The organism is Perspicuibacillus lycopersici (assembly GCF_025660475.1).
GTDB lineage: Bacteria > Bacillota > Bacilli > Bacillales > Caldibacillaceae > Perspicuibacillus > Perspicuibacillus lycopersici.
The window spans coordinates 678573-692050 of record NZ_JAOUSF010000002.1; the positions used below are offsets into that span (position 1 = coordinate 678573).

Genomic DNA, 13478 nt, shown 5'->3' on the forward strand with positions numbered 1-13478 from the left:
CTAAATGTATTATCTGTTATATTGATTGTATAACAGATAATACGAAAATGCAAATGTTCGAATATTTATTTTCCAGATAAATTATAAAAAAGAGGCTGCCATTAAAAGCAACCTCCTCTTATTATTTCAGTAGTTTTGGTTTTAATTTTTCTAACATGTCTTTTGTCATTTGTGCTAAATCATATTTTGTCTGGAATCCCCATTCAGATTGTGCTGCACTGATATCAAGGGAATTTGGCCAACTTTCGGCAATTTTTTGTCGCATTGGGTCTACGTTATACTCCAAAACGAATTCTGGGATATGCTTTTTGATTGCTTCAGCAAAATGCTCAGGGGCAACGCTCATTGCAGTAACATTAAATGCATTCCGATGAACTAGTTTCGCTCCATCAGTTTCCATCAGTTGGATAATTGCCTGTAACGCATCTGGCATATACATCATATCCATATAGGTTCCTTTATCAATAAAGGAAGCGTATTTTTTGTTTTTCACTGCTTCATAGTATATTTCCACTGCGTAATCAGTTGTTCCCCCGCCAGGTGGTGTTACATAAGATATTAATCCTGGAAAACGAACACCTCTAGTGTCGACACCGAATTTGTGAAAATAATAATCACAAAGTAGTTCCCCAGCTACCTTATTTACGCCATACATCGTAGTTGGTCGTTGAATAGTATCCTGCGGTGTTCTATCCTTTGGTGTACTTGGTCCAAACGCACCGATGGAGCTTGGTGTGAAAAATTGTAGATTTTGCTCTTTTGCTACCTCCAGTGCATTCACAAGTCCACCCATGTTTAAATTCCATGCTAAAAGTGGCTTCGCTTCTGCAGTAGCTGATAATAATGCAGCGAGATGAATAATTGTGTCCACCTGATATTTTTGTGCAAGCTCTGCCATTCTATTTCCATCCATTACATCCAATATTTCAAATGGACCTGTTTCTGTTATTTCACCGTCTCGTTTTCGTATATCTGTTGCAATGACATTGTTATTTCCATATTGTTTACGGAGCTCCATGGTTAGTTCTGAACCAATTTGCCCTAAAGCTCCTGTTACTATAATCTTTTGCATACTACTTCCTCCGAAAAAAATATCTCACCAAAAGTTTATTCTAATACTTTTGCTTTGGGAATCCTATAGTTACTTTTTTCTACTATAAAGATTGACTAATCTTCCGCACAGTACTTCGGACGGGCGGACGCCAACATGTATTTCCCTCTCCTTAAGGTTACCCTTATAAAGGAGAATTCTTTATTACTCGAACGTGAATTTGATTTTCTAGTTGAAAATCAGTGCGCGATTTTAGGGAAGAGGTAATTGTACACCACTTCCCTAAAAAGCATTGTAAACGGAGATATTAAATTATCCCTAATTCTTTCCCGATCTTTTCATATACAGTTAATGCTTGATCAAGCATTTCTTTTGTATGTGCTGCAGTTGGCATATTTCGCACTCGACCGGTTCCTTTTGGTACCGTTGGGAAGACGATCGATTTTGCGTAGACACCTTCTTCAAATAGGCGTTTACTAAACGTTTGGGTTAGTTTTTCATCACCAACAATGCATGGAGTAATTGGTGTTTCACTGTCGCCAATGTTAAAACCAAGGGATTTCAAGCCTTTTTTCAAGTAATCGCCATTTTCCCAAAGGCGGTCATTTAATTCGGTACTTTCCATTAATAGCTCAATCGCCTTCGTTGCTGCTACAGCATCTGCAGGGGTTACCGCTGTTGAAAACAAGAATGGACGGGAGCGTACCTTCAGCCAATCAATTAAATCTCTTCTTCCCGCTACATAGCCACCAACAACACCAATTGCTTTCGATAATGTTCCGATTTGGAAATCAACTTTATCTTGTAACCCAAAATGTTTTACTGTTCCTGCCCCTTTTCCTAGAACACCGGAGCCATGTGCATCATCTACATAGACCATTAAGTCGAATTCCTCTGCGATTTCAATAATTTCCGGAAGCTTTGCAATATCCCCATCCATTGAGAAAACGCCATCGGTAATAACCATTAACTTATTGTATTTTCCTGATTCCTTTGCAGCTTTCGCTTTGGCACGTAAATCTTCCATATCGGAGTGGTTAAAACGAATAACCGTTGCTCGCGATAAGCGGCAGCCATCAATAATTGATGCATGATTTAATTCATCCGATAAGATTGCATCATTTTTATCCATAACAGCGGAAATGGCTGCCATGTTACAGTTGAAGCCAGATTGATAAGAAATTGCTGCTTCTGTTCCTTTAAATTTTGCAATGGTTTGCTCTAGTTTTAAGTGGATATCTAACGTGCCATTAATCGTACGCACTGCCCCAGCACCTACTCCATAATGTTCAATCGCTTCTTTAGCCACCTGCTTTAAACGCTCATCTGTTGCTAAACCTAAATAATTATTCGAAGAAAGATTTACTAATGTTTTACCATTAATTGTAATCATTTGCCCATTGGCACTTTCCAACGGATCGATTTCGTTATACAAACCATGTTCCTTTAAATCCTGTAAATTCGTTTGTAAAAATGTTTGTAAAGTTTCACTCGACATAATGAAAACCTCCTATTTTATATTGTTATGTAATCGTCAAATTGCGAACTAATTTTCGTATGGAACAAACAGAAAAAATTACGGAATTTCTTTTTACATCCCTTTCATTTTATCATATCCAATCTTTTGTTGATAATTGTAAATATACTTTCTCCTGATTTCGTATGATTCTTTTGGCGGAGAAATTTGTTATGAACGATTAGGCTAACTAACACACAAAATGTTCTTCGGTTTCCGCTTACTTATTTTCTAAATTATTAATTGACCTACTTTTTGCTCATTAGGTAATATTAAGTATATAATCTGTTATTTGGTTTTCACCTGTGAGCTATGGGCATTGGCGTATACGCTGGCACTGTTATTCTGTTTTATTCCACCTGCTGATGAGGTGATTTGCGTGAATAAACTTTCAATGACAACGTTATTAAATACTTGTTCTGAAATTTTTCCAAATGAAGCATCTATTGCGGTAGCTAATTCACAATCCTCTTATATTATCGACCAAGCAAAGCAATGGATTTACAAATAAAGCCTCGTGATCAAATTAAAAAGAGCTCTGAATCCTATATGGCTCTTTCATCCAAGCAAAAAATTTTCTCCTGCATTGATCGTCATATGTTTGGTGTTTCTTATTTCGGTATTTCCGTACCAATAGTAGAAAACGGGGAATTAAATTGTGTAACGGCGATCTTACCGATGCAAACAAGGAGGTGCGTCCATCTGTATTGTCAGTGAAAAGGCTTTGAAGTAAATACTTGGTAGTAGGAAGGCTTTTTTATATAATGAAAGAATACATGAATAATAGTTTGCACGAACGTCAAAAATAAAGGGGCTTATAGCGATGACGAAAGAGGAAATTCAAAGAAAAATAGAGGAATTGAAAAGTGATTATGTTCGCCTACAAGCAGATTTAGAAAAGCTTACATTTGTTGGCGGTAATGGGGCTCAAACAGAAAAAGTATTGGAGAGTATGGAAATAGAGCTTCGCGAGTTAAGAAGAATGTTAGAGGCATAATTACTTCTCATAGTAAAAGGACCTTATTTAAAAAATAAGGTCCTTTTGATTTATTGTTTAAAAGCGGCGAACTATTAATCGTCGTCCTCTTCTCCATCTTCCAAATCTAATTTCGTAATCATTACTTTATCGACTCGGACATGGTCCATGTCTACCACTTCCAGCTTCAAGTCTTCAATTTGAACAAAATCGCCAACCTTCGGAATGTCCCCAATTTGCATGGTAATAAGTCCCCCGAGGGTATGGAAATTATTTCCTCCCCGTAGCTCTGGCGAGTCCTCTAAATCGAAGTAGCGTCTGAAAGTATCTATAGAAATAAGTCCATCTGCAAGCCAAGTTTCTTCATCTCTCTGCATGATTTGTGGATCTGACATATCTTCCTTCAATGGCATATCACCAATAATATTTTCCATAAAATCGTGAAGTGTAACGAATCCTTCGATACCGCCATATTCATCGATAACAACCGCTTCATGCTGTCCAGATTTCTTCAATGTTTCCAATGCTTGGAACACCTTCATCGGTTCAGGGAGCACTAACGTGTCCTTCATACATTCTTCTAATGTAAACGGTTCCCCGCTTGCCATTTTCGCAAAAACTTCTTTCGTATGAACGATCCCTTGAAAATTGTCCAAACTTCCCTTCCCAACCGGAAATTTTGAGTGGAGACTTTCATTCATTTTCTTTAAGTTTTCTTCTAGTGGTTTATCAATATCAATCCAAACCAACTGGGTACGTGGTGTTAAAATATCGCCTAATCGTTTGTCTCCCATATAAAAGATTTGCTCGACTAAATCTTGTTCAATTTGTTCGACTACTCCACTATATACACCTTGCTCAATTAACTGTGTAATTTCTTCCTCAGTTACATCATATTCTTTCGTTGGTTTGATTTTTAGTAATTTTAATATTATTTCCGTTGATTTACTTAAAATCCAAATTAGCGGTCTACCAATTTTCGAGAAATAATACATCGGCTTCGATATGATTAATGCAATCTTTTCGGGATCTGACATCCCAATTCGCTTCGGTACCAATTCCCCGATAATTAATGATAAGTAAGTTGTTAAACCCACAACTACAAATAAGCTAAACTGGGCACTAAAGGGTGCTAAAAAGTCTACTTTTTTCACATAGACAGATAATTGATTTGCAATCGTTGCACCACCGAAAGCCCCTGTAATAACTCCAATTAACGTAATTCCAATTTGAATTGTCGATAATAATTGGGTTGGATTTTCAGCTAATTTTAATGCATAGCTTGCACGAGAGTTACCTTCCTCCGCAAGTTTTTCTAATCTCCCTTTTCGAGAGGTTACGATACTTATTTCTGTCATCGCGAAAATACCATTTGCAATAATTAAAATAAATACGATAATGACGGATGTCCACAGACTGTCCAAAAGCTAATTCACCATTCCTTACATTGATAAAATTTTTTTAAATCTCATTATAACACATTTTGTCCTATACGAATATATTTTATCATACTTATCTTATGTTTGAATGTAAAATGTGAAGTATCGTCAATTTTATTAACAGACTTGTCTTTCGAAAATAAACCGTTTGATTTTTTAGGACAATCCCTTCAGCTTAAGGAATCCCCCGTACATTTTCAGCCCTCGTATTTTAGAATATTCCTCAAAAACATTTTCCGCATAGTATTCTCAATATAGGGCATAGTAACATTTGATTTTTTCCATTCCTTATACTTTATAGGATATTATTTCCAATATTTTTCAAAAAAAGCGTAATTATATGGAAGTGATTGGAATGTCCGTTGAAAATAACCGAAACGAAAGAGCTTATTTTTTAGTTGCATTGCTTTTAATTTTGATATTCGTCTCCCCTTTGTTTCTATTCGGTGAAAATGCCCATCTCCGTGTACATGATAATTTAGATTCTAATATTGCTTGGTATCGCGTACTAGTCCGTAGTGGCGAACTATTTGGAAATGCAGATACTGTAATCCCACAAGTAATTAATGGCTTACCACGTTATTCCTATGGTTCCGAATGGAGTGGGATTGTTTGGTTACACGCTATATTTCCACCAATGCTCGCATATACCCTCAGTCAAACAATTACTCGTGTATTTGCTTTTATTGGTATGTATTTATTTTTGAGGGAATTTCTTGTAAAAGATGATCATGCTTCCGTCATCCGGATCGGCGTTTCTGTTGCATTTGCTCTCACTCCGTTTTGGCCTTCTGGTATGCTAAGCACGTTAGGTCAACCATTAGCTTTATGGGCATTTTTAAAAATTCGCGCTGGCCGTGCGAGCCTTCGTGAATGGCTTACCATCGGATTACTTCCGTTTTACGCAAGTATCGTACTTGGATTCTTCTATTTTCTCGCAGCTATTAGCTTCCTATGGTTATATGACTTAATTTTCAAAGGAAGGTGGAACCTCCGTTTTATTAGTAGCATTGCTTTGATGACTATCCTTTTTTTGCTAGTGGAGTACCGTCTCGTATTTGCAACCTTTTTCTTGGAAGAGGTGAGTCATCGAGTTGAATTCATTTCCTCTCGACACGAGCTAATCCGTTCCTTGAAACTATCGATTAAGAATTTTGTTCTCGGCCATAACCACGTGATGACCGTTCATACTATTATAATTTTACCCCTATATTTCCTAGTATTAGGGCTAATCATTTACCGACGAGAGTGGAAAAAAGAACGACTATTTATTTTGCTACTCATTGTAAACTATCTTTTATCCCTATGGTATGCACTATGGTTTAACGTTTTATGGATTCCGCTCAAGGAGAGAATATCGTTTTTAAACACCTTTAATTTTGCTCGGTTTCATTTTTTGCGTCCGCTTATTATTTATTCGAGCTTTGCCATCGGGAGCTATTATTTATGGAGGATTGGCTGGAGAAAGCTTACCTATGGAATAATCATCGCACAAATTATGATTCTCCTTCCTTTTAACGAAGAAATTCATTACCGGTTTATTCACCATAGTCCAACCTTTAAACAATTTTACGCAGAAGAACAGTTTAACGAAATCGCCCAGTTTATTAAACAACCAAAATCATCTTACCGAGTGGCAAGTATAGGTATCCACCCTGCTATTGCGCAATACAACGGATTTTACACATTGGATACTTACAATAATTTCTATCCACTTACATATAAATACAAATTCAGGAAAATAATAGAAAATGAATTAGCAAAAAATCATAAGCTAAAAACATACTTCGATGAATGGGGCAGCAGATGCTATATATTTGTCGATGAGCTTGGAAAGAAATATGATTACCAAAAAAATGCGAAAAAGGTTATTAACCATTTGCAATTAAATAGCGATGCTTTTTATGATTTAGGCGGTCGCTATATTTTTTCAGGTGTTCCAATCGGAAATGCAGAAGAAAATCAATTACAGTTGTTAAAAATTTTTGAGCATCGGGATTCTGCCTGGAAAATTTATTTATATAAAGTAATAAATACTTAAGCTGTCCGATACAAAAACAGCTTCGTACAGGAGGAAGAAATAATCGTGCAAAGTCCGTTACCATTGCTAACCATTGTAGTTCCTTGCTATAACGAAGAGGAAGTGTTACCTGCAACCATCGCGCAGCTTTCCTCTGTGTTAGCGGAATTAACCAATTTAGCACTTATTCATGAGAAAAGTAATCTCCTTTTTGTTGATGACGGTAGCAACGACCGAACATGGTCACTAATTGCGATGGAAAGTGTTCGAAGTCCATTTGTGACAGGAATTAAGCTTGCCCGAAATGTCGGCCATCAAAAGGCTATTTTAGCAGGTCTTGAGATAGCAAAAACTAAATGCGACTGCGCCATTACAATTGACGCAGACTTACAGGATGATATATCCGTTATCCAGACGTTTATCGAAAAATATCACGAAGGCTATGATATTGTGTATGGAGTTCGCGATAGTCGGGATACTGACTCGTTTTTTAAAAAGCGGACTGCCCTTGGTTTTTACCGGTTAATGAAAAGATTAGGGATTCCACTAGTTGCCAATCATGCGGATTTCCGATTGTTAAACAGGAGAGCATTAACGGAATTATCTCGCTACCAAGAAGAAAATGTCTTTTTGCGTGGTATTATTCCGCTTCTCGGGCTTCATTCCACTAAAATTTATTATGATCGGAAGGAACGGTTGGCAGGGAAAACAAAGTATCCATTAAAAAAGATGCTTTCGTTTGCATTAGAGGGGATTACCTCCTTCTCTATTACCCCCATCCGATTTATTACATTATTAGGGGGAGTATTATTTTTATTTAGTTTAGTAGCTGGTAGCTATGCGTTAATGCAAAAGTTCTTTGGCTACACAAGAGATGGTTGGACCTCTTTAATGATTTCCATTTGGTTTATTGGTGGCTTACAATTAGTAGCTATTGGGATAATTGGAGAATATATCGGAAAAATTTATCAAGAAGTAAAGCACCGTCCAAAGTATACGATAGATATTGATTTGTATACGAATCCTATGCTTAATTCACAACAGGATACCTTAACTTTTCATATGGGAAATAATCGGCTCCGCGATAAAGGATCTTCGCATTAATCTCACCACTGCCCGAAATTGGGAAGGTGGGATTGTTTCATTTATTTAAAGGAATTTTCAAGATCCTTCCGAATTATTTAACGAATGATAAGAAAATTCACAGTAAACTTACTTTGATTTCATACTTTACCTATCGGAAATATCGTAATATAGTATAAATTGTTTGTTGATATTAATTTTATCTATCATTTTGGCTATACATAAACGCCACAATAATAACACAAGATAATAGATGAATATCTTCTATTAGCAATACTTTAAAATTCGAGGAGGATAAGACTTTGAATACATTTTTAGTCATTATTAATATTATTGTTCTGCTGTTACTTATTGCAGGTCTCTATACAATGCAGAAAAAACATGTTTCATTTTCTAAACGTGTTTTCCTTGCACTAGGAATTGGTATTGTGTTTGGGGTGGTTCTGCAATTAATTTATAGTACAGATTCGTATGTTACTACCGAAACAATTAATTGGTTTAATATCGTCGGTACTGGTTATGTAAGATTATTACAAATGATTGTTATGCCATTAGTATTCATTTCAATCGTTGCCGCATTTACAAGACTTAAACTAATGAATAATCTTGGAAAAATCAGCTTTTTAGTTATCGGTATTTTATTAGCTACTACTGCAATTGCTGCTGCAATCGGTATCGGTTCTGCACTTGGCTTTGGCTTAGATGGTGTAAACTTACAAGCAGGTGATATGGAAAACGCAAAAAATGCAGAGCTTGTTGAACGAGTTGCCACAGTGGAAGGGTTAACTATTCCACAACAAATTATTGATTTCATTCCGTCTAACCCATTCTCTGATTTAACTGGTGCTCGTCCAACTTCTACGATCGCGGTCGTAATATTTGCAGCCTTTATCGGAGTTGCATATTTAGGTGTGAAAAGAAAACAACCAGAGCATGCGGAGACATTTTCGAAGCTTATTGATGCATTCTATTCGATTATCATGCGTGTCGTTACGTTAATTTTACGTTTAACTCCATATGGAATTTTAGCATTAATGACGAAAATGATGGCGACAAGCGATTATAATGCGATTATTAAATTAGGTAAGTTCGTACTCGCTTCTTATCTTGCATTAATCTTAATGTTCATCGTTCATCTATTGTTGATTAGCTTAGTAAAATTAAGCCCAGTTCAATATGTAAAAAAAGCATTTCCTACAATAACATTTGCTTTTACATCTCGTTCTAGTGCAGCAACTTTGCCAATGAATATTAAAACACAAACAGATAATTTTGGTGTGTCAGAGGGGATTGCTAACTTTGCTGGTTCCTTCGGGTTAACGATTGGCCAAAATGGATGTGCCGGAATTTATCCAGCAATGCTTGCCATTATGGTAGCACCGACTGCTGGTATTAATCCATTAGATCCTAGCTTTATCATTACAGTAATTCTTGTAGTCATGATTAGTTCCTTTGGTGTTGCCGGTGTTGGTGGTGGAGCAACATTCGCATCCTTAATTGTATTATCCGTATTAAACCTACCAGTTGCAATTGTCGGTCTATTAATTTCCGTTGAACCGTTAATTGATATGGGACGTACTGCACTAAATGTAAGTGGTAGTATGACATCGGGAATTTTAACTAGTAAAATCACTGGTGATTTAGACAAAGAAGTCTTTAATGACCCAACTGTCCAAAATGTACAGGAATAAGGAAAATTAAAAAAGGAGACGTATATTGCCTCCTCAAAATGCCGAGAAAGGGATATCTTTCTCGGCATTTTTTTAAAAATAGAAATTAAAAATTCCTATCTTGGAATTTTATCACTACTAAAAGAACTAAGTTTAATCGTTTACTCAAATGCTCTTAGTTGATTGGACGGATACTTCTTCCTTTGTGTTCGGTACACGGAGCAAGATAAGTGCACCAATAACAAACAAAATAACGAGTGCAAATACACCGGTGTTCGTATTGCCTGAAATTTGTGCCGTAACCCCCAATAGTAGTGGTCCAGCAACCGCTGCAAACTTCCCAAACACATTAAAGAAACCAAAAAATTCATTGGAGGATTCTTTCGGAACAAGTTTTCCAAAATAGGAACGACTCAATGATTGAATTCCCCCTTGTGCAACACCAACTAGCATCGCAAGAATCCAAAAATCTAAAGCGGAATCAAGGAAGAAGGCATAGCAACAAATAAAAATGTAAATACATATGCCAATCATAATCATTCTTTTATCCCCATATTTATTTCCCATAGTCCCAAATAGGATAGAAAACGGTGCAGCAACAACTTGGGTAACAAATAGGACAATTAATAATGTATTTGAATCAATTCCTAAATCGGAACCATAAGCAGTAGACATTTTTATAATCGTATTAACTCCATCAATATAAAAGAAGTATGCAAGTAAAAATAAGAATAACGGTCGATAAACCTTAATATTTTTAAAGGTAAAAAGCAATTTTTTGAAACTAGACGTAACAGGCTTAGGAACTCGATCAACGTAATACTTTTGCTCGACATTTTTCAGCATTGGAATAGTAAATACTCCCCACCATAAAGCAGTTATAACGAAGGCAATTTGGCTTGCAACTGTAACGGATAATGGAATAACACTTTGTTGGGCTAATACAATAATCGCAATGGAAAGGATAAACGGAATGGTACTTCCAATATATCCTAAAGCAAAGCCATTGGCGGAGATTCGATTCATTCGTTTCTCTGTTGTAACATCGACAAGAAAGGCATCATAAAAAACATTAGCCCCTGCAAAGCCGATTGAAGTTATGAGATATACCACTAATAAAATAAACCATTGTTCAATCGGAACAGCCGCAAGCAGTAAAGTGAACACAATTCCTAGTGTTGAAAAAAAGGTAAAAAACCGTTTCTTAAAACCTCGAAAATCTGCTATCGTGCCTAAAATCGGCGCAAGAAGTGCGACAATCAAGGTTGCCAAAGAATTTGCATAGCCCCAATAGGCAGTGGACGTGGAGGCAGATATGCCAGCTTCAGTTGCTGCAGACTTAAAATAAAGTGGTAAAATAGCCGTTACAATGACAATTGTATAAGCAGAATTCGCCCAATCGTATAAAGCCCAACTTCTTTCCGATGAAGTCATTTTTTTCTCCAAATTAATCCCCCATTTACGATCGTTATCTATAAAAATCCACTAAAGATACTTCTTTAACGACTTCCCATTAAGGATAATTTTCACTAGATTAACAAATAAAGATTCCATTTTATCTTGTGAAATACATCGTAATAGCGCCATTTTTTGATACGTTTGTTTCTTAGTTACATTGTACACTTTCCGTATAAAGTTTAATGTCGAAGATTGTAAAGTTATTTTTAATATTCTATTATTTTTTATGTGCTTTAAACTTATAGAAGAACCCAAAAATTGCTCCATCGAAAAAAAGATAAAAAAAAGATGATGTGTAAAAAACACATCATCTTTTTTTATAAAAGGCATGTTTATCTTTGAAACTGCACCTGATGAAGCTTTGCAAACACTCCACCTTGCTCTATTAACTCCTCATGGCTTCCTTCTTCCGCAATACCATCTTCAGTTACAACAATAATTTTATCTGCATTACGAATTGTTGCTAGACGATGAGCAATTACTAATGTTGTCCGATTTTCTGCTAACTCATTAAGTGCCTGTTGAATAATCATTTCCGTTTCTGTATCCAATGCAGAAGTCGCTTCATCAAGAATCAAGATTGGAGGATTTTTCAAGAACATCCTGGCAATGGCTATCCGTTGTTTTTGGCCACCAGATAGCTTCATCCCCCGTTCTCCAACCTGTGTTTCAAGTCCTGCTGGTAAGGAAAGAATGAATTCTTCTAAATGCGCCTTTTTCGCAGCCTCCATTATTTCCTGATCGGAGGCATCTAATTTCCCGTAAGCAATATTTTCCCTTAATGTACCAGTAAATAAAAAGACATCCTGTTGTACGATTCCGATTTGCGAACGAAGGGATTTTTTCGTCATATTTCGAATATCAATACCATCGATCGTAATTTGTCCGTCGGTTACATCATAAAATCTTGGTATAAGCGAGCAAATTGTAGATTTCCCCGCACCAGATGGTCCAACAAAAGCGACTGTTTGTCCCGCCTGAATCGTCAAATTAATATTGCGTAATATCGATTTATTATTCTCATAGTGAAAGGAAACATGATGAAACGCTATATCCCCAGCTAAGTATGGAATATCGATTGCGTCCTCAACGTCCACTACATCAGGCTGGCTGTCAATCAAATCGTTAAAACGTTTAAAACCTGCCATTCCTTTCGGATATAACTCCATAATTGCACTTATTTTTTCAACAGGTTTAAAGAGCACATTTACATATAAAACAAATCCTACTAACTGACCATAGGAAAGCTGTTCACGAAAACTTAACCATGCACCGACAACGAGCACTAAAAGTGTCACTAAGCGTGTCATCATATAAATACTCGAGTTCGTATACGCCATTACTTGGTACGCTTCTAGCTTCGCTTTTCGGAATCGATTGTTGTCACCGGAAAACCGGTTAATTTCATATTCTTCATTTGTAAACGATTGAACGACACGGACACCAGAAACGGTATCCTCAATTCGAGCATTTATATCGGCAATTTTTTCGTACATGTTTTTCCATGCTTTATTCATGCGAATATTACAGAAGGTAATGACCCAGACAAGTAACGGAACCACTAATATTGTAATAAGCGCTAATTGTACATTCACTGTCAGCATAATCCAAAATGCCCCTATAAAAGTCATGATGGCAATGAAAAGATCTTCTGGACCATGATGGGCAAGCTCCCCAATATCAAACAAATCATTGGTAATATGACTCATCACATGCCCTGTTTTTGTATTATCAAAAAAGCGAAATGATTGTCGTTGCACATGATTATATAATTGCTTACGCATATCTGTTTCAATATTTATTCCAAGCATGTGCCCTAAGTAGTTTACAATGTATTGTAAATAAGTACTCATTAAATAAAATACAAGCAGCCCGATACTTACCGAAACAATAGTGGACCAATTACCGGCAGGCAATAATTGGTCAATAAACCATTGCACTGCAAGTGGAAAAGCAAGCTCTAATATCGCAACAATTACTGCACTAGTAAAATCAATGGTAAATAACCTTTTATGCGGTTTATAATAGGATAAAAAACGTCGAATCATGTATGCAAACCCCTTCTTAAAATGTGATAATATTACAAAAAATCTATCAAAATTTCACCAATCTCTATTATTCTATATTTTCGTATGAAATGTAAAGATAACCGAACAGATAGGACAAATATTTCGGGTATCAAAATGTTAATCGTTCTTTATTTTATCTCAAAATAACAGTAATGACTATTATTTTAAAAAATAAAGTTTTTTCGAAATACTATAG

Annotated in this window: 10 protein-coding genes; 5 read left to right on the top strand and 5 right to left on the bottom strand. The window is 36.2% G+C overall.

What is annotated here, in order from left to right:
* Window positions 1-121: 121 nt before the first annotated feature.
* Window positions 122-1072, bottom strand: a complete 951-nt coding sequence (locus tag OEV98_RS07345) for an L-threonine 3-dehydrogenase (protein WP_263072578.1) — start codon at window positions 1070-1072, stop codon at window positions 122-124.
* Window positions 1073-1358: 286 nt separating this feature from the next.
* Window positions 1359-2549, bottom strand: coding sequence for a glycine C-acetyltransferase (locus tag OEV98_RS07350; RefSeq protein ID WP_263072579.1), 1191 nt, complete (start codon window positions 2547-2549; stop codon window positions 1359-1361).
* A gap of 397 nt (window positions 2550-2946) precedes the next feature.
* On the opposite strand from OEV98_RS07350, the gene OEV98_RS07355 reads away from it, so the two are divergent.
* Window positions 2947-3078: a hypothetical protein gene (locus OEV98_RS07355; protein WP_263072580.1), complete on the top strand. Its 132-nt coding sequence runs from the start codon at window positions 2947-2949 to the stop codon at window positions 3076-3078.
* A 312-nt stretch (window positions 3079-3390) separates the two neighbouring features.
* The gene (locus OEV98_RS07360; RefSeq protein WP_263072581.1) at window positions 3391-3564 is read left to right on the top strand and encodes an SE1832 family protein; all 174 of its coding nucleotides are present in this window, start codon (window positions 3391-3393) and stop codon (window positions 3562-3564) included.
* Between the two features lie 74 nt (window positions 3565-3638).
* On the opposite strand, the gene OEV98_RS07365 is transcribed toward OEV98_RS07360, so the two are convergent.
* Window positions 3639-4967, bottom strand: a complete 1329-nt coding sequence (locus OEV98_RS07365) for a hemolysin family protein (RefSeq protein WP_263072582.1) — start codon at window positions 4965-4967, stop codon at window positions 3639-3641.
* A gap of 370 nt (window positions 4968-5337) precedes the next feature.
* Between OEV98_RS07365 and OEV98_RS07370 the strand changes: the two genes are divergently transcribed.
* The 3 genes from OEV98_RS07370 to OEV98_RS07380 all read left to right on the top strand — a co-directional run bounded on the left by OEV98_RS07370 (window position 5338) and on the right by OEV98_RS07380 (window position 9776).
* Window positions 5338-7023: a DUF6044 family protein gene (locus OEV98_RS07370; protein ID WP_263072583.1), complete on the top strand. Its 1686-nt coding sequence runs from the start codon at window positions 5338-5340 to the stop codon at window positions 7021-7023.
* Between the two features lie 45 nt (window positions 7024-7068).
* Window positions 7069-8106, top strand: a complete 1038-nt coding sequence (locus tag OEV98_RS07375; protein ID WP_263072584.1) for a glycosyltransferase family 2 protein — start codon at window positions 7069-7071, stop codon at window positions 8104-8106.
* 281 nt (window positions 8107-8387) lie between these two features.
* Window positions 8388-9776, top strand: coding sequence for an L-cystine transporter (locus tag OEV98_RS07380; protein ID WP_263072585.1), 1389 nt, complete (start codon window positions 8388-8390; stop codon window positions 9774-9776).
* Between the two features lie 144 nt (window positions 9777-9920).
* Here the strand turns inward: OEV98_RS07380 and OEV98_RS07385 are convergent, their stop codons facing one another.
* Window positions 9921-11189 carry an MFS transporter gene (locus OEV98_RS07385; protein ID WP_263072727.1) on the bottom strand — a complete coding sequence of 423 codons (1269 nt, stop codon included), beginning with the start codon at window positions 11187-11189 and terminating at the stop codon, window positions 9921-9923.
* A gap of 356 nt (window positions 11190-11545) precedes the next feature.
* Window positions 11546-13261, bottom strand: a complete 1716-nt coding sequence (locus OEV98_RS07390) for an ABC transporter ATP-binding protein (protein ID WP_263072586.1) — start codon at window positions 13259-13261, stop codon at window positions 11546-11548.
* Window positions 13262-13478: the final 217 nt, after the last annotated feature.